This window comes from Kiritimatiellia bacterium, assembly GCA_028715905.1.
In the GTDB taxonomy this organism is placed as follows: domain Bacteria; phylum Verrucomicrobiota; class Kiritimatiellia; order JAAZAB01; family JAAZAB01; genus JAQUQV01.
On the sequence record JAQUQV010000023.1, the window covers coordinates 17,678 to 40,002 of the forward strand.

Genomic DNA, 22,325 nt, shown 5'->3' on the forward strand with positions numbered 1-22,325 from the left:
ACAATATTAAGATGGACACGGACAAGGGAAAAAGCGAGGTCATCAAGCTTGAAATCCGGCGGCCCGAGCACGCTCCGGACATATACGAAATCGGGTTCGGCGTCTACCCGGTCGGATCGGAAAAAGGAAATAAAATCATCATCCCCGACAAGGCGGTTGACGCGCGCCATGCAATCCTCATTTTCTACCGCGACGGTTTCTGGGTGGAAGATTTAAACAGCCGCTCGGGCACCTACCTCAACGGGGCCCGGGTGCACGGCCGGATCGCATATTCACCCGGCCAGGCGATCCGCGTCGGGAATTGCCTCATGATAGTCCAGCCTTCCGCCGCCGTAACCCAGATGATTTCCTCCAAACAGAAAGTGGCTGAATCCCAGCCCATCCGTAGAAAAACGGCGGCCGACGGCGATCTGGAACATAATCCGCGCCTCCAAAAGTGCGAGATTAAAAAACAAATCCACGCCGTTCTGCTGGAGCGGCTTGACATCAAACGGCTGACCACCACCCACATCAAGGAAAAAGAACTGCTCCGCCGCACCCGCGAATCCCTTGAAGAAATCGTCAGGGAAATTCACGGCCGGCTCCCCGATTGGATTGACGCCAAAGCGCTCATCAAAGAAATATTTGACGAAGCAGTCGGACTCGGCCCCCTGGAAGACCTGCTGGCCGACCCGGAAATCACGGAAATAATGGTCAACCGCCACGACCAGGTTTTCATTGAAAAAAAAGGGAAACTGCTCCAAAGCGACCTCATGTTCATGGATGACGACTCCGTTCTGGCCGTCATTGAAAGGATCGTGGCCCCCATCGGGCGGCGGATTGACGAAAGCCAGCCGTATGTGGACGCCCGCCTGAAGGACGGCTCCCGGGTGAACGCCATTATCCCGCCGCTGGCCTTGACCGGCCCCTGCCTGACCATCCGCAAGTTTTCAAAGGAACCGCTGACCATGGCGGACCTCATCCGCTTCGAAACCATCCAGTCGGAGATGGCCGAATTCCTGCACGTCTGCGTGCTGTTGCGCAAAAACATCGTGGTTTCCGGCGGAACCGGCTCGGGAAAAACATCCTTTCTCAACGTGCTCGGATCTTTTCTGCCGGAAAGCGAGCGGATCGTCACCATTGAGGACGCGGCCGAACTGCGTCTAACCCAGCCACACGTGGTCCGCCTGGAATCAAGACCGCCCAATATTGAGGGACGCGGCGCTATCACCATCCGCGACCTTCTGCGCAACACCCTGCGCATGCGTCCCGACCGGATCTTAATCGGCGAATGCCGCGGCGGCGAGGCGCTGGACATGCTGCAGGCCATGAACACCGGCCACGACGGCTCCATTACCACGGTGCATGCCAACTCGCCGCGGGATGTCATCGCCCGGCTGGAAACCATGACGCTCATGTCGGGGATTGACCTGCCCTCGCGCGCCATCCGCGAACAAATCACCTCCGCCATCCATCTCATTATCCATACCGCGCGCATGAGCGACGGCACGCGCAAAGTTACCCATATCACCGAGGTTTCGGGACAGGAAGGCGACCGCATCACCATGCAGGATATTTTCACGTTCACGCAGAGCGGCATTGACCATAACGGCAAGGTCATCGGCGTATTCAAGCCGACCGGCGCCGTGCCGACTTTCATGGAGGAAATCGGCACGCGCGGCCTCTCAATTGACCGCAGCATGTTCATGCCGCTCTGAGGAGAGCAACGTCGTCAATCAATTGCCGGAAGGCGAAAATGTTATGCCATTGAATCATCTCATCCCGGGCCTTTACATGGTCTGTTTCGGCGGCCTCGCCTATTACATTATCCACGCCTTCCGGGACGGAATGGAGACCTACAACCGCATCCATACCGAGGAAACGGCGCGGCAATTCGCCGATATTTTCCTTTTCATCCCGCCGCGCCGCATTTCCGAGCTGGCTTGGTCGGCCGCCATCGCCGCGTTTCTGCTTTTTTTCTTCCTGGCCGGCAATTTCAGCTCTCCCGCCGGGACCATCCGGGGCGGAGTTATCGGCGCGCTGGCCGGCGGGCTTACGCTCAATTTTCCGCGCTGGTACCTGGGAATGCTCAAACGCCGGCGCCGGGAGAAATTCAACGAACAACTGGTTGACGCCCTGATGACGATGAGCAACGCCCTGCGTTCCGGGTCAAGCATCACCCAGACCTTTGAACACATCGTCCGCCAGAACATGCCGCCGATTTCGCAGGAATTCAACCTTTTTCTTCAGGAAATGCGGCTGGGAGTGAGATTTGAAGAGGCGCTGGGCAACCTCGACGCGCGGGTCAACAGCGAGGATTTGACCATCATGATCCGGGCCATTGAAATCGCGCGGCAGACCGGCGGCAACCTGACGGAAGTTTTTGACAAAATATCCGCCATGATCAGGGAACGGATGCGGATCCAGAAACGGATCATGGCGCTCACTTCGCAGGGACGTTTGCAGGGAATTGTCGTCGGCATCATGCCGGTTTTCCTGGTAACCGCCATGTTTGTCCTTGACTCCGAAATGATGATTTCATTTTTCACGGCGCCGGTTGGAATCATCATCGCGGCCGCGGCGGTCATTCTGGAAGTCGCCGGCGCCTTGATGATACGCAAAATAATCAACATTGATATCTGAATGACCAATGCCCTGAACATCGTCGTTGAATCCGGCATCGCCCTTCTCGCCGCCCTTTTTCTGGGCGGCCTGGCCTGGCATATCGCCAGCGCCGCCTCGGCGATCACCTATGTTACCGCGGCGGACGGACGGCGCCGGGAGCGCCGTCTGCCGCTCATATTCCGGGCGCTGTTGCCGCTGACCCCGGTCATGGCAAACTATTTCAAAAAACAGCGGTTTAAAAAACTGCGCGAGCGGGTTTCACAATCGCTTGTTTCAGGGGGGTTTGACGATTTGCTCGCGCCGGAGGAGTTTTTAGCCCTGCGCCTCATGATGCCGCTGGTTGCCGGGCCGTTTCTGGCCTCGTTCGCCGCCGCTCTTTTTGCGCTTATCCGGCATTTTCCCGGCGGACAGCCGTTGATTTTCGCGGCGGCCATCATTTTATGGAGCGCGTTTTACCCGGGACAATGGCTCAAACAGTCAATCGCCCTGCGCCATCGGCAGATTATGAAGGCTTTGCCTTACGTCATTGACCTCCTGACCCTCTCGGTGGAAGCAGGGCTGGATTTCATGACTTCCCTTAAAAACATCGTGGAAAAGCGCGCGCCGGACGCCATCGCCGAGGAATTTTCGCGCATGCTTTTTGAAATTCAACTCGGCAAGACGCGGCGCCATGCCCTCCAAAGCATGGGCAACCGTATCCGCCAGCCGGACGTGCAGGCGCTCGTCAACGCGCTGGTCCAGGCCGACGAAATGGGCGTGAGCATCGGCGCGATCCTGCGGATTCAATCGGGCGAAATCCGCAACAAACGTTTCATGCGGGCCGAAAAGCTGGCCAACGAGGCGCCGGTCAAAATGCTTTTCCCGCTGGTGGCCTTTATTTTTCCAGTCGTCTTTCTGATCATGCTCGGCCCCATCGTCGCCCGCATGTTCCAGAACGTGTTTTAAACAACCCCCGGCATGTAGACGCGAATTTCAATAAAACGCAGGCCGGCAAAACAATTTTCCACTTCCTGACGGGCACGCGCGGGGCATCTTGTTTAGGGTCAGCCCTTAAAAACTAAATTCTCTCCAGACCATCTCTTTCCCTGCCAGTTTTCCTCACGCCGTCCAGTGCGCAAACTTCAGTTTTTCGCCGACACAGAAACGGCGGCCGGCCCGCACCGGATTTCCTGGCGCTTGGTATGGATCGGGAATAGGGATCAGGCATTATATTGACTTCCGCGCGGGCAATGATAATTTAACCGCCGGACAAACATGCGATGAATAAAAAAACCGACAGTTTGAAAGCAAAATCCGCCACCACCGGAGCGACGGAAATAGACCGGCTTCTGGGCGGCGTCATCGCCGGGGACAACATTGTCTGGGAAGTTGATTCAAGCGCCCCGGTTGAAAACCTGATTTCCTGTTTTCTGACCGCCTGCCGGAATGAAGAAATGCCGGTGGTCTACGTCAGTTTCAATCATTCGCCGCAGACCATCATCAACCGCTACAACCCAATCCTGCCCCCCCATTTGTTTACGCTGATAGATTGCTTTTCTTCCGGAAAGGGAAACAACGATAAAATGTTCACGGGCTTTTTCAAATCGTCCGCCAACGCGAAAATCCCCAGGGCAAAACACATTGGCAATCCCGCCGACCCGGCAAACCTTCAGGATGCCCTGATCCGGCTGGGCGCCGAAAGCAATAAAACTTCCCGGTATGTCTTTGACAGTCTGACCGGCATGCTGGACTTATGGAAAGATGAAGACCAGGTGGTCAGATTTTTCGGCCATTTTTGCCCGCGGCTCTTTGACCTGAATACGATCGCCTGCTGGCTGCTTGAAAAAGACGCTCATTCAAGCCATTTCCTCGCCAAAGTGCGGCATATCACCCAGGTCGTGCTGGAAATCGCCCTGACCGACGGACGTTCCACCATTACCGTCAGAAAATCCTCCGGCCGTAAATGCGCTGAAATCGGAATTCCACTACGGTTTGATATGGACGGCGGACTTCTGGTTATCACGCCGGAATCGCGCGAAGGGCGCGAACTGGGCTTGTTACGGCGCGTAAGCGAAGTGCTGGGCAACGCCCTGACCCTGAACTCGTTTTTTGAGGGCATTATGGAAGCCATCGCCAACGAGCTGGGCATGATCAGGGGCACGCTGGTTACCCTGGACAAATCTTCCAATAAAATCAGGATCGCCTCCGCGCATGGTCTGTCGCGCGAAGAAAAAATGCGCGGAGAATACGCGTTCGGCGAGGGCGTGACCGGAAACGTCGTCAAGACCGGTATCCCGGAAGTGGTTCCGGACATCCTAAAAGACCCGCGCTTTCTTGACCGCACAATGACCCGCAAGCTTGACTTGTCGCAACCCATCGCCTTTATCTGCGTCCCGCTCCGCGTGGACAACGAAGTCGTCGGCGCCATCAGCATGGACCGGCCGTTTGCGGTCGCCGAAATACTGGAAAAGGACCTGCGGCTCCTGTCCATCGTTGCCGCGATTGTCTCGCAGGTCCTCAAGATCAACCGCATGATTTACCTGGAAAAGGAGGAAATTCTCGCCCGGGACAAGACGCATTTGCGGGAACTGCGGAGCCGCTACCGGCTGGACAATGTTATCGGCGAAAGCAATGAAATCAAAAGGGTCCTCAACACGGCCGCCACGGCCGCAAAATCGCGCGCTTCCATCCTCGTTACCGGGGAAACCGGCACCGGCAAGGAATTGATCGCCAACGTTGTGCATTATAACAGCACGCGCGCCAACGGTCCGTTTGTCAAGGTGAACTGCGGCGCCCTGCCGGAAACACTGCTGGAATCGGAACTTTTCGGGCACGTCAAGGGCGCTTTTACCGGCGCCCTGCGGGACCGCGCGGGCCGTTTTGCGCTGGCCGGCGGCGGCACTATTTTTCTGGATGAAATAGGAGAAATGAGCCCGCGGCTTCAGGTTAAACTCTTGCGTATCCTCCAGGAAAGGGAATTTGAGCCGGTCGGAAGCATGCGGACGCTCACAACGGACGTGCGCGTGGTAACGGCAACCAGCCGAAATCTCCAGGATGAAATTAAAGCGGGGCGTTTCCGCGAAGACCTTTATTATCGGCTCAATGTCATTCCAATCCATCTGCCGCCGCTACGCGAACGCCGGACGGATATCCCCCTGTTGGTGAACTTTTTCCTGGAAAAATACAACCGTGAAAACAAAAAAAACGTCCGGAAAATGTCCCAGGAACTGCTGGACATCCTTCTGGATTATCCCTGGCCGGGCAACGTGCGCGAACTGGAAAACTGCATTGAACGCGCGGTCGTCTTGAGCACCGGCGACGCGCTCACGGAAAGCATGCTTCCCGCGGAAGTGCGCGATCACAAGCATATCGGGGGACTGCGGCGGATGAAAATTGCGCCGTCCAATGCCACAGCGATTGCCGCGGCAACCGAGCAGTTCTGCGAGGACGCCGGCGATCTGGCCGGGACGCGAACGCTCCTGCTCCAGACGGTTGAAAAATCCATTCTATCCTTCGCGCTCCGCCAGCGAATCAGCCAACGCGAATTGGCCGGAAAACTGGGTTTAAGCCGGATGACTCTGCAAAACCGGCTGAAAAAATACGGCCTGAAATAACCTCCCCCATCGCCGCCGCAAAAATCGCCGAACAAGGGTTCGGCACGTTTGCGCGTATTTTTAAAATTCCTATGCATTTAATTAGACCCCCGATCGCGAAGCGCATCGGGGGCAACTATTATCCCGTTCGACGTAGGGGCTTCGCTTGCGAAGCCCTTCCGGCGGGCGCCGTCAAGCGACGCCCCTACGGGATTTTCGGACGAACATATGTCTTTGAAATTACTATGCATTTAATTAGACCAGGTCTATTTGTTAGACCAGAAAACTAGACCGCCCGGCGTCGGCGCCAATAATAAATTTATTGTTGTAATTATTTGCCGGCAAATATCTTAAATTACAGACAAAGCAAAGGAGCGGCGTCATTTTTCCGGACTTGGCATAGTTCCTGCTTTTACTTAAATAGTAAATATTTTATCTGCCAATGGAATCAAACGATCCAAAACAATCAGTCATGAGGTAAAAACAAAAAATGAAAAACACGGATGCCAAGGAAAAAGTTCTGAAAAAAGCGCACGATCAAAAGGTCAGGTTTATCAGGCTCTGGTTCACGGACGTGCTGGGCGCCTTGAAAAGTTTCGCCATCACCATTGACGAACTTGAAGGAGCGCTTGACGAAGGAATGGGGTTTGACGGCTCATCCATAGAAGGTTTTGCGCGCATTCACGAAAGCGACATGATCGCGCTTCCGGATCCGAACACCTTTGCCATTCTCCCCTGGCGCACCACGGAGGACGGCACGGTGGGGCGGATGTTTTGCGACATTCTTTGCCCGGACGGATCGCCCTTCGCGGGCGATCCGCGGCATGTTCTCAAACGAAATATCGCCAAGGCCGCCAGAATGGGTTATACGTTCTACGTCGGGCCCGAGCTGGAATTTTTTTATTTCAGAAATTCAAGCAACGTGGAGCCTATTGACCAGGGAGGATATTTTGACCTGACGCCGCTGGATGTCGCCAGCGACCTGAGACGCGACACTATCCTGAGCCTGGAGGCCGTGGGAGTTAAAGTTGAGTACAGCCACCATGAAGTTGCCCCAAGCCAGCATGAAATAGATTTGCGCTATACGGACGCCCTGACCATGGCCGATAACGCCATGACCTACCGGCTCATTGTCAAGGAAATTGCGCTGAAACACGGGCTTTACGCGACCTTCATGCCGAAACCGATATTCGGCAAAAACGGAAGCGGAATGCACGTGCATCAATCCCTGTTCAAGGGCAACAAGAATGTTTTTTTTGACCCGACGGATAAATGCCATCTTTCCGCGCAGGGCCGGTCATATATTGCCGGATTGCTGACCCATTCGCGCGAAATATGCGCGGTGGCGGCACAATGGGTGAATTCATACAAAAGACTCGTGCCCGGATACGAAGCGCCGGTTTATATCGCCTGGGCGCAGCGCAACCGCTCGGCGCTTGTCAGGGTGCCGATGTATAAGCCCGGCAAAGAAAAAGCAACCCGGGCCGAATTCAGGTGTCCCGATCCGGCCTGCAACCCTTACCTGGCTTTTTCGGTGATGCTTGCCGCGGGACTGAAGGGCATGGAAAACAACTACGAGCTTCCAGGCCCAATTGAAGACGATATCTTCAAAATGTCGGAGAAGGAACGGGAAAAGCGCAAAATCGCCTCGCTCCCCGGAAGCCTGGCGGAAGCGCTGGCGGAAACGGAAAAAAGCGAACTGGTGCGCGAAGCATTGGGAGAGCACGTCTTTGAGAAATTCATAGAAAATAAAAGAATAGAATGGGATAAATATCGCACCCATGTCAGCCAATACGAGATTGACCAATATCTTTCCCTCCTGTGAGGCCGGCGCCGCCGCAACAAGGAATGACAAATGTGGAATTACGATTTCCAGGATGAAAAAGACACAAGCGGCTGCGCAATTTCCGGCATCATGTCCGAGACGGGGCAACGGTTCTCCAGCGATCTCATCATCCGTTCCATTGCCAACATGCGGGAAAGGTCAAACGGTCTCGGGGGAGGCTTTGCCGCCTACGGCATATATCCTCATAATCCCGATGCTTATGCGCTCCACGTCATGTTTGATCAACCAGGCGCGCAAGAAAATACCCGGCAGTATCTGAAACAAAATTGCGAGATTATCGGTGACGAACCGATCCCGACCAAACCGAGCGAAACCGTCAGGTCCCGCCCCCTGCTCCACCGTTATTTTGTCAAGGCGGGCGCGCTCCTGAAGGAACGTTATTACGATGAAGACGAAAACGACCTGATCGTGCGGGTGGTCATGCACATCAACAGGTTCGTTGAGGGCGCCTTTGTGTTTTCCTCCGGAAAAAACATGGGGATATTCAAGGGCGTGGGATACCCTGAAGACATCGGACGTTTTTTCCGGCTGGAAGAATACCGGGCCTATCTCTGGCTTGCCCACGGCCGGTTCCCCACCAATACCTCCGGCTGGTGGGGCGGAGCGCATCCATTTGGACTCCTGGACTGGGCCGTGATTCACAACGGTGAAATTTCATCCTATGGGATCAACCGGCGCTACCTGGAAAATTTCAACTATTTCTGCTCGTTGCGCACCGACACGGAGGTCATCACATACCTTTTTGACCTGTTGATGCGGAAACAGAAACTGCCGCTTGAAATCACGGCCTGCATCCTCGCGCCCCCCTTCTGGACGCAGATCGGCCGCCGGAGCCGCGAGGAGCAAAAACTGATTGCCGCCCTCCGGATGGTCTACGGAGGAGCGCTTTTGAACGGCCCTTTCAGCATCCTGGTCGGCGGGCCGGACGGCATGATCGGCCTGAACGACCGAACCAAACTGCGCCCAATGGCGGCCGCCCGGAAAGACGACATGGTTTATATCGCCAGCGAGGAAGCGGCCATCCGTTCGGTCTGCCCCGCTCCGGACAGCCTCTGCCGCGCCGAGGCGGGAAAACCGCTTACGGGAACATTGAGAGAAAAGCCCCATGCAAACAAAAAAATGGCTTGTCCAGCCCGAATTTGAAGTTACCCGCGACCCGGAACGTTGTATCCGCTGCCAGGTATGCGTCCGGCAGTGCGCCAACAACGTGCATCAATACGACGAAGAAGACGAGATGGTTTCTTCCGAAGGCGCCTTCTGCGTGGGATGCCACCGCTGTGCCGCGCTCTGTCCGACCGGCGCGATCAAAATCAACCAGTCCGAATTAAACTTCCGGCCCAACGCCAACTGGACGCCGGCCATGATCAGAAACGTCTATAAACAATCCGAGGGGGGCGGGATACTGCTCAGCTCAATGGGAAACGACCGCCCCTTTAAAAACTACTGGGACATGATCGTGCTGAACGCCGCCCAGGTCACGAACCCCTCCATTGATCCGCTCCGCGAGCCGATGGAACTAGCAACCAGTCTCGGACGGAAACCAGATATGGTTGAGGTTGAAAAAAACGGGCGCGGCTTCAGTCTCAAAACGAAGCTGGCGCAACAGCTTCACCTGGAAATTCCAATAATGTTTTCCGCCATGTCCTACGGCTCCATCAGCCTGAACGCCTCCGCGGCCCTGGCGCGCGCCGCCATGGAAGCCGGCACTTTTGCCAACTCCGGCGAAGGCGGACTGCACTGGTCGCTTCATCCTTACGCCGAACACATGATTGTCCAGGTCGCTTCCGGCCGTTTCGGCGTGAACGCCGAGTATCTGAACCGCGCCGCGGCCGTTGAAATCAAAATTGGGCAGGGCGCCAAACCCGGCATCGGCGGCCATCTGCCCGGAGAAAAAGTTGATGCTTCCATATCGGAAACCAGGATGATTCCGGAAGGAACCGACGCCATATCCCCGGCCCCGCATCACGACATTTATTCCATTGAAGACCTCCGCCAGCTGATTACGGCCCTGAAGGAGGTAACCCGGAACGCAAAACCGGTCCTGGTTAAAATCGCGGCCGTGCACAACGTGGCGGCCATCGCTTCGGGATGCGTGTATGCCGGGGCCGACATCGTAGCCATTGACGGGTTCCGCGGCGGCACCGGCGCGGCGCCCGCCATGATCCGCGACAACGTCGGCATCCCCATTGAATTCGCGCTCGCGGCCGTGGACGAACGTCTGCGCCGGGAAGGCATCCGCAACCGCGCCTCGCTGGTCGCGGCCGGGGGATTGCGCTGCAGCGCCGACATCGTCAAGGCGATCGCCCTGGGAGCCGACGCCGTTTATATCGCCACCGCCGCGCTCGTGGCCATGGGATGCCACCTGTGCCAGAAATGCTACACTGGAAAATGCAACTGGGGCATCGCCACCCAGGACCCTTATCTGATGAAAAGATTGAATCCTGACACGGCCGTCAGAAGGCTGAAAAACCTGCTCCGCGGATGGGAACTGGAAATCAAGGAAATGCTCGGCGGCATGGGAATAAACGCCATTGAAAGCCTGCGCGGCAACAGGGAACACCTGCGCGGAGTCGGGCTGAACCAGACGGAACTGGACGCGCTTGGAATCAAAACGGCGGGAGCGGGAGCATGAAACGCATCTACGTCAGGGAAGAATATTGTCTCGGATGCCGGTTGTGCGAAATAAACTGCATGGTCCGGCGCTCCAGGTCAAAGAAAATCATCAAGGCGTTCACCAGGGAACGCGATACGCTCCAGGCCTCCCTGCGAGTGGAAAACACCGGTCCGCTTTCCTTTGCCGTCCAATGCCGCCATTGCACCGACGCCCCCTGCATCGCGGCCTGCATAACCGGCGCCATGCGCCGCGACCCGCAGACAGGCGCGGTCGTCTGCGACGAAACCCGCTGTGCCGGATGCTGGAGTTGTATCATGGTCTGCCCCGCCGGCGCCGTCCAGCGCGGCCGGGAACACAAAGTTGTCTCAAAGTGCGATCTGTGCATGAGCGAAAACACGCCCGTTTGCGTCGTCAATTGCCCCAACGAGGCCCTGGTTTATGAAGAACGTTAAGACCGATTGCCTGATCATGGGAAATTCAACCGCGGCCATCGCCGCCGTGGAAGGGATACGTTCGCTGGACGGAAAATCATCCATCACGATCGCATCCCGGGAACGCCGCCGCGCCTATTCCCGCCCCCTGATTTCCGCCCTGCTCTCCGGCGGCATGGACGGCGAAAAAATGTATTACCGCTCGGAGGAATTCTACGCGGACCACAACGTCCGGCTGAAACTCGGCGCGGAAATTGTGCGCGTTGACGCGCAGAAACACCTGGCCTGGACGGCCGGCAACGGCGCCATTGAATTCGGAAAGTTTTTAATCGCTTCCGGCAGCCGGCCTTTCATTCCCCCGATTGAGGGCGTAAAAGCGCGCGGGATTTTCACGCATATGGATTGGGACGGCGCGCAGGCGGCGGCGGATTACATTGCGGACAACAACATCAACGGGCGCGAAAAATCACGCGCGGTCGTGATCGGCGGCGGCTTGATCGGCCTGAAGGCGGCGGAAGCCCTGCGCCGGCGCGGCCTGAACGTTGTTGTGGTTGAAATGGCGGAACGTCTGCTTGCCTCCTGCCTCAACGCCCGCGCCGCCGGGATAATCGGGGAAACCATGGAGGCGGCGGGCGTTGAAATAATGTGCGGCGAGACGATGGAACGCATTCTTGAAAAGGACGGCGCCGCGGACGGAGTGCGGCTGAAAAAAGGCGGCGAAATTCCGGCCCGGCTGGTTCTCATCGCCGCCGGCGCGGTACCGAACGTTGACATCTTCAGGGAAACGGAGATGAAAATTGACCGGGGGATTTTAATTGACGAGTATTGCCGCGCTTCCGTTCCGGATATATATGCCGCCGGAGACGCGGCGCAATACCGCGACACCATCAGCGGCCGTTCCTGCGTCATCCCCATATTTGCCAATGCCTTCAGTCAGGGCAGAACGGCCGGCATCAACATGGCCGGCGGCCGCGCGGCGATCATGCATAATTTCGCCATGAATTCCGCGGAAATATTCGGCCTGCCGCTGGTTGCGCTGGGATTGAGCGCCGCCGCGCCGGCAAACGCGGAGGTGCTGGAAAAAACCGGCCGGAACGAACGGGCTTATAAAAGATTTGTACTTGACAACAACCGCATTGTCGGCGCGATTTTTGCCGGCGACATTGACCGGGCGGGCATCATTGCCGGAATCATGCGCCGGAAACTGGATATCGGCGGAATAAGAGATTTGCTTCTGACAAATGAATTCGGTCTGCTTTCACTGCCGGCCGAATACCGCAAATGCGTCGCCGCCGGGGAGGGAATTGAAGTATGAAAAAACGCTCCGCCGCGGAAATAAACGCCCGGGGATTTTCCTCGCAGGCGCTTAACGCCGGGGTGCGCGCGGCCGCGCAGGCCGGGACGGAGAAAATCATCCTGCGGAACGTCTGCGGACAACGTTACATCGGCGCCGGTTTGATGAACAAAACGGAAATCATCGTGGAGGGCACTCCGGGCAACGACCTGGCCTGCTTCATGGACGGCCCGCGCGTGGTCGTCCACGGCAACGCGCAGGACGCGGCCGCCAACACCATGAGTTCCGGCGAACTCATAATTCACGGCGATGCCGGGGACGTGCCGGGCTATTCCATGCGCGGGGGCCGCCTGTTCATCAGGGGCGACGCCGGTTATCGCGTCGGCATCCACATGAAGGCTTACGCAAATCAGAGTCCCGTTATCGTGATCGGCGGCAACACAAAGGATTATCTCGGAGAATATATGGCCGGCGGAACGATTGTCGTGCTGGGATTGAATCAAACCAATGGAACTCCCCTGATCGGTGATTTTGTCGGGACAGGCATGCACGGCGGCGAAATTTTTCTCCGCGGCGCGGTCAATGATTGTCTGCTCGGCCGCGAAACCGGCATCGCGGCAATATCCGGGACGGAACGCAGCCGGCTGACGAATATACTTATGGATTTTGCCGGGGAATTTAATATGATTCCAACCCAGCTGACCGGCCTTGATTTTATCAGGCTGGGTCCCGTTTCCTGCCGGCCCTACGGCCGGATTTACGTCTATTAGCATCCCATTTGAAGATATGTTCTCAAAATGGCTTAATATTATTGCGAAAGAAAAATCATTCTGGCAAATTACAAACCCGTGAATAAATCCGCCTCCATACCAAAAAAACACGTGTTTATTACCGGCGGCGTGGTTTCCTCTCTCGGCAAGGGCATAACCGCCGCTTCCATCGGGCTCCTGCTCTCGCGCCGCGGCTACCGGGTCCGCCTCCAGAAAATGGACCCCTACCTCAACGTTGACCCCGGCACCATGTCGCCCTACCAGCACGGCGAGGTTTACGTTACCGACGACGGCACCGAGGCGGACCTTGATCTGGGGCATTACGAGCGCATCGCCGGCGTAACCTGCGCCCGTAACAGCAATTTCACAACGGGCCGTATCTACAGCACCGTCATTAACCGTGAACGCGAGGGCGGATATCTGGGCAAAACCGTCCAGGTAATCCCGCATGTCACCGACGAAATAAAAAACGCCGTCCGCTCGGCGGCGGACGATGAGACCGATATCGTCATAACCGAAATCGGCGGCACGGCCGGCGATATAGAATCCCTGCCGTTTCTGGAAGCCATCCGCCAGTTCCGGCACGAAATCGGAAGAAACAACGGCGTGTTTATTCATTTGACGCTCGTGCCCTTCATCAAGGCGGCGGGCGAGTTCAAGACCAAGCCCGCCCAGCAGTCGGCCGGCATACTGCGCGCCATCGGCATCATTCCAGATATCCTGATCTGCCGCTGTGAGAAGCGGCTGGAACAGGCGCACAAGGAAAAACTGGCGCTCTTCAGCAACGTGGCAAAAGACCTGGTGATTGAAGAGCCCGACGTCCGGCATTCAATTTACGAAGTGCCGGTGGACCTGGCCGAACAGGGGCTGGATGTATATATCCTGGAGATGCTCGGACTGCACGTGAAACCGCTCCGGATTGAGGACTGGAAACAAATGCTCTCCGCCCATTTCCATCCGGAGAACGGCGAGGTGGAAATCGCGGTGGTCGGCAAATACATCAGCCTGAGGGACGCTTACAAGAGCGTCTATGAAGCCCTCATCCACGGCGGCATAGCCAACAAACTCCGGGTCAACATCAGGATGGTTGAGGCGGAAAAAATTGAAAACGGGAGCGTTCAAAAACTCATTGGAAACGTTCACGGCATCCTCGTCCCCGGCGGTTTCGGCGACCGCGGCATCGCGGGGAAAATTCAGGCCGTGCAATACGCGCGCGAAAACAAAATACCCTTCTTCGGAATTTGCCTCGGGATGCAGTGCGCGGTGATGGAATTTGCGCGCAATGTCTGCGGCCTGGCCGACGCCAACAGCACGGAATTCGCACCCGCCGCCGGGACCGCGGTGATTGACCTGATGGAAGAACAGAAAAAAATCAGCGCCAAGGGGGGCACCATGCGGCTCGGCGCTTATCCCTGCGCGCTTACCCCCGGAACAAAATCGCGGGCGGCGTATGGAACGGACAATATTCAGGAAAGACACCGCCACCGCTATGAATTCAACAACATCTTTCGCGAAAAACTGGAACAAAAGGGAATGGTTGTTGCCGGCGTATGCCCGGAGGGCCAGCTGGTTGAAATCGTGGAATTGAAAGACCACCCCTGGTTCGTGGGATGCCAGTTTCATCCGGAATTCAAGTCAGGGCCCCTGAAGGCCCACCCGCTTTTCCGTGAATTTGCGGCCGCCGCGATGAGGAAAGCAAAGAAATAAGAAAAAAAATATTTCTCACAGAGAGAAGAAAATGATTTTCTACAAAGAGCATAAAGCATATGGGAAAGGGCGTCAACCGAGCAGGCATAACCGGAAAATTTATCAAGGTAGGAGCCGAACCCCTGTTCGGCGATGTATGTTTTGTCGTCCGGAATCGCCCGGCAGTGCCGGGCTCCTACAGCGGTCAAATACAGTTGCCGCCTTTGGCGGCTTAATTGATCGCGCCGTTCTCCGTGAACTTCCATGAGCTTCGCGAGCGGGTAATAGAGAATCAGAAATTCAGGAACATTAAACGTCATGCCGAAAAGAGAAGACATAAAGAAAATAATGTTGATCGGCTCCGGCCCGATCGTCATCGGGCAATCCTGCGAATTTGATTATTCCGGTGTGCAGGCCTGCAAGGCGCTCAAGGAGGAAAACTATGAAATTGTCCTTGTCAACAGCAATCCCGCCACAATCATGACCGACCCCGAATTTGCCAACCGGACATATCTTGAACCTCTGACCGGGGAAATACTGGGCGAGATCATCCGCCGGGAACGCCCCGACGCGCTCCTGCCGACCCTGGGGGGACAAACCGCGCTGAACCTTGCCATGGAACTGCACCGGAACGGAACCCTCGGGCGCTACAATGTGGAGATCATCGGAGCCAAACCCGAAGCCATCCGCAAGGCCGAAGACCGCCATCTCTTCAAGCAGGCCGTCCTTAAAACCGGATTGGAAGTTCCGCAAAGCATATCCGCCCGGTCCCGGGAAGAGGCCGAAAAAGCACGGAAAGAATTGAACGTTTTCCCGCTCATCATCCGCCCCGGTTTCACCCTCGGCGGCACGGGCGGCGGCATAGCCCATAACGGGGAAGAATTTGAAAAAATCGTTGAACGCGGCCTTTTTCTCAGCCCCACCGGCGAGGTATTGATTGAAGAATCGGTGCTCGGCTGGAAGGAGTTTGAACTGGAGGTGATGCGCGACCATAAGGACAACTGCGTGATCGTCTGTTCCATAGAAAACATTGACCCGATGGGCGTGCATACCGGCGACAGCATTACCGTGGCCCCGGCCCAGACCCTGACCGACCGCGAATACCAGCAGATGCGGGATGCCGCCATCGCGGTCATGCGCGAAATCGGCATTGATACCGGCGGCTCCAACGTGCAATTTGCCGTCCATCCGCGCACCGGCCGCATGCTTGTCATTGAAATGAACCCGCGCGTTTCGCGTTCCAGCGCCCTGGCCTCCAAGGCAACCGGCTTCCCCATCGCAAAAATAGCGACAAAGCTCGCGGTCGGCTATGCCCTGGACGAAATCCGCAACGACATCACCCGCGAGACGCCCGCCTGCTTTGAGCCCGCCGTTGATTACGTGGTTACAAAAGTCCCGCGCTTTAATTTTGAAAAATTCCCCGGCGCCGACGACACGCTCGGCACCCAGATGAAATCTGTCGGCGAAACAATGAGCATCGGCAAAACATTCAAGGAATCCCTGCAGAAAGCGCTTCGTTCCCTGGATAACGGCCGGGCCGGGTTCGGCGCCGACGGCAAGGATTCCCCTTGCGAATCATTGAGCGATGAAGGTTTACGAAAAACACTCGCGCGCCCAAACGCCCAGCGCCTCTTTTCCATCCGCGCCGCCTTCCGGCGGAATTGGAGCGCGGCGAACATCGCGAAGCTGACCGGCATTGATCCCTGGTTCCTGCGCCATTTTGAGGAACTCGCCGCCTACGAAGATGAAATCAGAAACACCCGCTCGCTGGCAAACCTGCGGGACAACCCGCCCCTTTTCAGGCAGGCAAAGGAGTTCGGCTATTCCGACCGCCAAATCTCTTTCCTGCTCCGCACTTCCGAAGAAGAAGTTTTCAAGGCCAGGGAAGCGGTCGGGATCAGGCCCGACTACGGCCTGGTCGACACCTGCGCCGCAGAATTCACCGCATTTACGCCCTATTTTTATTCAACCTACGGAGAAACCGCCGGCCAGCCGAATAATAAACAGGCAGGCGCCCGCAAAAAAATAATGATCCTGGGGGGCGGGCCCAACCGCATCGGACAGGGGATTGAATTTGATTATTGCTGCGTTCACGCCAGCTTTGCTCTGCGCGAGGCCGGCTTTGAAACCATCATGGTCAACAGCAACCCGGAAACGGTCAGCACCGATTACGACTCCAGCGACCGCCTCTATTTTGAGCCGTTGACCCTTGAGGATGTTCTGCACATTTACCGGCACGAACAATGCCGGGGCGCCATCGTGCAATTCGGCGGCCAGACTCCGTTAAATCTGGCCAAAGACCTTGAAAGAAACGGGGTCAACATCATCGGGACCAAACCGGAAAGCATTGAAGCCGCCGAAGACCGCAAATACTTCCAGGCGCTGGCCGAAAGATTAAAGATCAAACAGCCCGCCAGCGGCACCGCCGCCGGTCTGGCGGAGGCCGAAAAAATCGCCGCCCGGATCGGTTATCCCATCCTGATCAGACCGTCCTTCGTGCTCGGCGGCCGGGCCATGGCCATCGTCTATGACAAAAAAACGCTCAAAAAATACATGGCCGCGGCGGTGGAAGTCTCGGAAAAACGGCCGGTCCTTATTGACCAATTCCTGGAACGCGCCGTGGAAGTTGACGTTGACTGCATCGCGGACGGGCGAAACTCCGTGATCGGCGCCATCATGGAACACGTGGAACTGGCCGGAATCCATTCAGGCGACAGCGCCTGCATGATCCCCGCGCCGAATCTTTCAGAACATATCAAGGAAGCGATCCGCCGGCATACCTGCGCGCTGGCGAAAGAGCTCAATGTCCGCGGCCTGATGAACATCCAGTTCGCCGTGCAGGACAATGAAGTTTACCTGCTGGAAGTGAACCCGCGCGCCTCGCGCACGATTCCTTTCGTCAGTAAAACCATCGGCGTGCCGCTGGCCAAACTGGCCGCCCTGGTCATGGCCGGAAAAACACTGCAGGAACTCGGCTTCACCCGCGAGGTGCAGCCGCGCCATTACGCCGTGAAAGAAGCCGTTTTTCCTTTCAACCGCTTCCCCGGCATTGACGTTCTGCTCGGTCCGGAAATGAAATCAACCGGCGAAGTGATGGGCATTGACACCTCCCTGGGATTGGCATTCCTGAAAAGCCAGACCGCCGCCGGCAGCGCGCTGCCGGTTTCCGGCAATGTGTTTTTGAGTGTGCGCAACGAGGACAAACCGGACGCCATTCCGCTGGCAAAAAAACTGGTTGATCTCGGCTTCGCCATCTATTCAACCGCGGGCACCAGCACCGTGTTACGCGACCACGGCATCAAGAGCCAGGCCGTCTTCCGCATCTCCCGGGGCCGGCCGAACATTATTGACTTGATTGAAGAAAAAAATGCAGGCTGGATCATCAGCACGCCCTCCAGCGGCGCCCTCCCCAACCTTGATGAAGTCAAGATGCGCGCGCACGCCGTCATCCGCAACGTTCCGATAACCACGACCTTGAACGGACTCCGCGCCGCCGTGGCCGGACTGGAAAAGCTGGAGGAAATGAAGCGGATGGAAATCTGCAGCCTGCAGGAGTATCACCGCCACGCCCCGAAACTGAAACCGGAAAAAAGCAGGGGTTGAAACATGCGCTCAAAAAAATGGAACTGGACGGCCCAACGCGCGAAAGAGGCGTTCATCGCCCTGGAGGACGGCGCCTTGTTTCGCGGTTATTCCGTCGGCGCCAGAAAGGACGCCCTGGGTGAAATCGTTTTCAACACCGGCATGACCGGCTACCAGGAAATCATGAGCGACCCCTCCTACGCCGGCCAGCTGGTCGTCATGACTTTTCCGGAAATCGGCAACACCGGCGTAAACGCGGACGACATGGAATCAAAGCGTTTTTTCGCAAACGGCTTCATCATGCACAACCTCAATGAATCAAGCAGCTGGCGCGCGGAAAAATCCCTTGCCGAGGCCTTTTGCCGGGCGGACATCCCGTCCCTGGCCGGCATCGCCACGCGCGCCCTGACAACCAAACTGCGCACGCACGGGACAATGAAGGCTTATCTTTCCGTGAGCGGAATTCTTGACGAGCGGGCCGCCGTTGAAAAAGCGCGCGCCTGGAGCGGCCTGGACGGCCAGGACTACGCCCGGCGCGTAAGTTGCAAAAAAAAATACCGCTGGGACGAAAACGATGAATTGAGCCGGTCGTGGGGAACCGGCGGCCGTCTTCCGGCCGCCGATTTGAAAATTGTCGCTTATGATTTCGGCATTAAATGGAATATTTTGCGGCGCATGCGCGCGCAGGGAGGGGAAATAACGGTCGTCCCCGCGGCAACCCCGGCCAGGGATGTCCTCGCGCTGAAACCGGACGGGGTCATTTTATCAAACGGGCCCGCGGACCCGGCCGCGCTGACTTACGCGATAAAGGCGGCCCGCGAACTGCTGGGAAAAATTCCGCTGATGGGAATCTGCCTCGGCCATCAAATCCTGGGCCTGGCCCTGGGCGGTAAAACATGCCGGCTGAAATTCGGGCATCACGGCTGTAATCATCCGGTCAAGGAATTGTCAACCGGGCGGGTGGAAATAACCTCGCAAAACCATAATTTCGCCGTCCAGGCCGATTCGCTGGATAAAAACCTCGTTGAAATAACCCACCTTAATCTCAACGACAATACGATTGAAGGCTTCCGGCACAAGAAATTCCCGATGCTTGCCCTGCAGTATCATCCCGAGGCCGCCCCGGGGCCGCACGACGCCTCGTGCTTTTTCAATAACTTCCGCTCCCTGATTGAAAGGTCCCATGGCTAAAATCAAAAATCCTCCGGCAAAAAAATCCAAAATTGGAAATCGGCAATTGAAAATCGGCAGGGAGTGGATTGCGGTCCTTGATTTCGGCTCGCAGTACACCCGGCTGATCACGCGCCGCATCCGCGAACAAAAGGTTTATTCTGAAATAATTCCGTTCAATATTTCGCCGGCCGCGCTTCAACGCCGCCGGCCGGCCGGAATTATTCTCTCGGGCGGTCCCGCCAGCGTTTTCGCCCAAAACGCCCCGGCCTGTTCTGCCGGACTGTTCCAACTCGGCATTCCGATCCTGGGCATCTGTTACGGCATGCAGTTGACCGCCAAACTGCTCGGCGGCGCAGTCAAGCCGGGGCAGGCGCGGGAATACGGCCAGGCCCGGCTTGCGCTTCGTCCGGAACGCGCCGCCCTTTTCAAAGGACTGCCGCGAAAAATAAAAATCTGGATGAGCCACGGCGACCAGGTTGCAAAAATGCCGCCGGGCTTCAGATGCCTCGCCGCCACGCCGGCTTGCGCCGTCGCCGCCATGGCGGACCCGGCCCGCAAAATTTACGGCCTCCAGTTCCATCCCGAGGTCGTCCATACGCCGCAGGGCGGGGATATTCTGCATGAGTTTCTTTTTTCCGTCTGCGGTTGCAAAGGCAAATGGGCCATGGCCAGGTTTGTGAAAGAGAGCATCAAATCAGTCCGGAAAAGGCTCGGAAAGGCGCACGTCATCTGCGGCTTGAGTGGCGGGGTTGATTCTTCCGTGGTTGCCCTGCTCCTCCACCGGGCCGTCGGCCGGCAATTGCATTGCATTTTTGTTGACAACGGATTATTGCGGGCGGGCGAGGTTGAGCAGGTTGAGAAGATGTTCCGCCGGCATTTCGGGCTTGACCTGCATGTCGTCCGCGCCGCGCCGCTTTTCCTGAAAGACCTGGCGGGCATAACCGACCCGGAGACAAAACGCAAACTCATCGGGAAACGCTTCGTGCAAGTTTTCAGCGCTGAAGCGCGGCGGTTCGGCCGGGCCAAATATCTAGCCCAGGGCACGCTTTATCCGGACGTGATTGAAAGCTCCCCGCCCAACGGCGGGCCGGCAGCCACCATCAAAAGCCATCACAACGTCGGCGGTCTTCCGCCGGACCTGAAATTCAATCTCATTGAGCCTTTGCGCGAACTCTTCAAGGACGAAGCGCGCGCCGTCGGCCGCGAACTCGGCCTGCCGCCGGAAATAGTCAACCGCCAGCCGTTCCCCGGTCCGGGCCTGGCCGTCCGCATCATCGGCGAAGTGACGGCCGCGCGGGTCGCCATCCTGCAGAAAGCCGACCGGATTATCCAGGAGGAAATATCCGCGCATAAATCCGCGCCCGAACTCTGGCAGGCCTTTGCCATCCTTTTGCCCGTCAAGACCGTCGGCGTCATGGGCGACGGGCGCACTTACGAAAACGTATGCGTCCTGAGGGCCGTTACCAGCCGGGACGGCATGACGGCCGACTGGGCGCGCCTGTCCCCCGCCCTGCTGGCGCGCATCTCCGGCCGGATCACCAACGAAGTCAAGGGCATCAACCGCGTGGTCTACGATATCAGCTCAAAACCACCGGCCACGATTGAATGGGAGTGATCCGGGCATGAAACATGTCTGAAACCAGCAATCGGCAATCAGGAATCAGGACGGCATTGGCCGGAAGAGAATAAGATGAGAGCCAGGTTCCGATGTGCGGGAATATCTATGCTAATGCAAATACCATGATGATGTTCCATAAAAAATAGAGCCATGCAGTACAGATTAAATCCTAAATATATGAAGCTGGCGGTGAAGGCGGCCCAAAAAAGCATAAGGACTTTGCGTGGAGGCCCTTTCGGCGCCTGCATAGTCAAGTCCGGCAAGGTGGTGGCTGTCGCCGGGAACACTGTATTTAAGGAAGACGCGACCTGCCACGCTGAAGTTAATGCGATCAGGATCGCCTCCAGGAAGTCAGGGACATATGATCTTTCCGGATGTGTTATTTATACCACTACTGAGCCCTGTCCGATGTGTTTCAGCGCTATCCATTGGTCCGGGATAAACTGCATTGTTTACGGCACACGCATTGCCGACGCGGCAAGGGCAGGATTCAACGAGCTGTCCATATCGGTCCAGAGTTTGAAGCGGCAGAGCGGCGCCCGCATCAAGATCTGCGCGGGTTTTCTTGCAGAGGAGTGCGGACAACTTTTTCAGGAATGGAAAGAGCTGGCAAACAAAAAACCTTTTCTGATCAATCACCGGGCGCCCTATTTTGCCAAAGGCCCGAAAAGATAAGGAGATGTAGGGGCTTCGCTTGCGAAGCCCTTCCAGCGGGCGTCGTCAAGCGACGCCCCTACGGGATTTTCGGACGAACATATGTCTTTGAAATTCCTATGCCTAAATCTACCTGTTGCGATTATGGTTTGCGAGCAAAGCTTTGATTTGCGAAGAAAATTGCGCTTTAACCTGAACCCAGGACATTGCTTCTATGCAAATCTTCGCTGGAACGGGGAAATCTTTTCCCCGTTCACTTGCAACAACTCCACATAACCATGAAAAAAATAGGCAACAATATGTTCTTTGTCAAATCCTATTTGCGCTGAAATTGCAAGAGGGTGTAGGACAAATTTCTCCTGGTGGGAAGGGCGCCGGCCAGGCTCCGCCGTGGCGCTACGCCCAGGCGAGCGCGCCGCGATCGTCGCCGTACATGGTTCTTGCCGATATGGCCGCTCTGAATAGAATCAGGACCCGGATT

The 22,325-nt window shown here is 56.7% G+C and carries 16 protein-coding genes; all 16 read left to right on the top strand.

From position 1 onward, the window contains the following. The first annotated feature begins 11 nt into the window (after positions 1-11). The gene (locus tag PHP98_06200) at positions 12-1,697 is read left to right on the top strand and encodes an ATPase, T2SS/T4P/T4SS family (protein ID MDD5483227.1); all 1,686 of its coding nucleotides are present in this window, start codon (positions 12-14) and stop codon (positions 1,695-1,697) included. A 43-nt stretch (positions 1,698-1,740) separates the two neighbouring features. Further along, positions 1,741-2,622 (top strand): type II secretion system F family protein, encoded by an 882-nt coding sequence (locus PHP98_06205; GenBank protein MDD5483228.1) that lies wholly within the window; start codon positions 1,741-1,743, stop codon positions 2,620-2,622. Next, positions 2,623-3,549: a type II secretion system F family protein gene (locus PHP98_06210; protein ID MDD5483229.1), complete on the top strand. Its 927-nt coding sequence runs from the start codon at positions 2,623-2,625 to the stop codon at positions 3,547-3,549. It abuts the gene before it with no gap. Positions 3,550-3,863: 314 nt separating this feature from the next. After that, positions 3,864-6,197: a sigma 54-interacting transcriptional regulator gene (locus tag PHP98_06215; GenBank protein ID MDD5483230.1), complete on the top strand. Its 2,334-nt coding sequence runs from the start codon at positions 3,864-3,866 to the stop codon at positions 6,195-6,197. A 469-nt stretch (positions 6,198-6,666) separates the two neighbouring features. Continuing rightward, a complete protein-coding gene (locus PHP98_06220) occupies positions 6,667-8,001 on the top strand; it encodes a glutamine synthetase family protein (GenBank protein MDD5483231.1) in 1,335 nt (444 codons plus the stop codon). A gap of 30 nt (positions 8,002-8,031) precedes the next feature. Next, a complete protein-coding gene (locus PHP98_06225) occupies positions 8,032-9,165 on the top strand; it encodes a hypothetical protein (protein MDD5483232.1) in 1,134 nt (377 codons plus the stop codon). After that, complete coding sequence (locus PHP98_06230; protein MDD5483233.1) at positions 9,128-10,654, top strand: glutamate synthase-related protein; 1,527 nt, start codon at positions 9,128-9,130, stop codon at positions 10,652-10,654. The genes PHP98_06225 and PHP98_06230 overlap by 38 nt, the downstream gene beginning before the upstream one ends. Then, positions 10,651-11,088, top strand: a complete 438-nt coding sequence (locus tag PHP98_06235; protein ID MDD5483234.1) for a 4Fe-4S dicluster domain-containing protein — start codon at positions 10,651-10,653, stop codon at positions 11,086-11,088. The genes PHP98_06230 and PHP98_06235 overlap by 4 nt, the downstream gene beginning before the upstream one ends. Continuing rightward, positions 11,075-12,382: an FAD-dependent oxidoreductase gene (locus PHP98_06240; GenBank protein ID MDD5483235.1), complete on the top strand. Its 1,308-nt coding sequence runs from the start codon at positions 11,075-11,077 to the stop codon at positions 12,380-12,382. The genes PHP98_06235 and PHP98_06240 overlap by 14 nt, the downstream gene beginning before the upstream one ends. Then, complete coding sequence (locus PHP98_06245; GenBank protein MDD5483236.1) at positions 12,379-13,131, top strand: hypothetical protein; 753 nt, start codon at positions 12,379-12,381, stop codon at positions 13,129-13,131. Before PHP98_06240 ends, PHP98_06245 begins: the two co-directional genes overlap by 4 nt. Before the next feature lie 78 nt (positions 13,132-13,209). Continuing rightward, positions 13,210-14,838 (top strand): CTP synthase, encoded by a 1,629-nt coding sequence (locus tag PHP98_06250; protein ID MDD5483237.1) that lies wholly within the window; start codon positions 13,210-13,212, stop codon positions 14,836-14,838. 297 nt (positions 14,839-15,135) lie between these two features. After that, positions 15,136-18,420, top strand: a complete 3,285-nt coding sequence (gene carB, locus PHP98_06255; protein ID MDD5483238.1) for a carbamoyl-phosphate synthase large subunit — start codon at positions 15,136-15,138, stop codon at positions 18,418-18,420. 3 nt (positions 18,421-18,423) lie between these two features. Next, positions 18,424-19,590: a glutamine-hydrolyzing carbamoyl-phosphate synthase small subunit gene (gene carA / locus PHP98_06260; GenBank protein ID MDD5483239.1), complete on the top strand. Its 1,167-nt coding sequence runs from the start codon at positions 18,424-18,426 to the stop codon at positions 19,588-19,590. A gap of 46 nt (positions 19,591-19,636) precedes the next feature. Further along, positions 19,637-21,187: a glutamine-hydrolyzing GMP synthase gene (guaA, locus tag PHP98_06265; protein ID MDD5483240.1), complete on the top strand. Its 1,551-nt coding sequence runs from the start codon at positions 19,637-19,639 to the stop codon at positions 21,185-21,187. 153 nt (positions 21,188-21,340) lie between these two features. Further along, entirely contained in the window at positions 21,341-21,865 is a 525-nt protein-coding gene (locus PHP98_06270) for a nucleoside deaminase (GenBank protein ID MDD5483241.1), read from the top strand. Positions 21,866-22,058: 193 nt separating this feature from the next. Further along, on the top strand, positions 22,059-22,325 hold a 267-nt coding region (locus PHP98_06275; GenBank protein MDD5483242.1), incomplete at its 3' end, for a hypothetical protein.

Bases quoted from the DNA above. Each gene is read 5' to 3' on its own strand.
- PHP98_06200 (MDD5483227.1), top strand. From the start codon at position 12: ATGGACACGGACAAGGGAAAAAGCGAGGTCATCAAGCTTGAAATCCGG.
- PHP98_06205 (MDD5483228.1), top strand. From the start codon at position 1,741: ATGCCATTGAATCATCTCATCCCGGGCCTTTACATGGTCTGTTTCGGC.
- PHP98_06210 (MDD5483229.1), top strand. From the start codon at position 2,623: ATGACCAATGCCCTGAACATCGTCGTTGAATCCGGCATCGCCCTTCTC.
- PHP98_06215 (MDD5483230.1), top strand. From the start codon at position 3,864: ATGAATAAAAAAACCGACAGTTTGAAAGCAAAATCCGCCACCACCGGA.
- PHP98_06220 (MDD5483231.1), top strand. From the start codon at position 6,667: ATGAAAAACACGGATGCCAAGGAAAAAGTTCTGAAAAAAGCGCACGAT.
- PHP98_06225 (MDD5483232.1), top strand. From the start codon at position 8,032: ATGTGGAATTACGATTTCCAGGATGAAAAAGACACAAGCGGCTGCGCA.
- PHP98_06230 (MDD5483233.1), top strand. From the start codon at position 9,128: ATGCAAACAAAAAAATGGCTTGTCCAGCCCGAATTTGAAGTTACCCGC.
- PHP98_06235 (MDD5483234.1), top strand. From the start codon at position 10,651: ATGAAACGCATCTACGTCAGGGAAGAATATTGTCTCGGATGCCGGTTG.
- PHP98_06240 (MDD5483235.1), top strand. From the start codon at position 11,075: ATGAAGAACGTTAAGACCGATTGCCTGATCATGGGAAATTCAACCGCG.
- PHP98_06245 (MDD5483236.1), top strand. From the start codon at position 12,379: ATGAAAAAACGCTCCGCCGCGGAAATAAACGCCCGGGGATTTTCCTCG.
- carB (MDD5483238.1), top strand. From the start codon at position 15,136: ATGCCGAAAAGAGAAGACATAAAGAAAATAATGTTGATCGGCTCCGGC.
- carA (MDD5483239.1), top strand. From the start codon at position 18,424: ATGCGCTCAAAAAAATGGAACTGGACGGCCCAACGCGCGAAAGAGGCG.
- PHP98_06270 (MDD5483241.1), top strand. From the start codon at position 21,341: ATGCAGTACAGATTAAATCCTAAATATATGAAGCTGGCGGTGAAGGCG.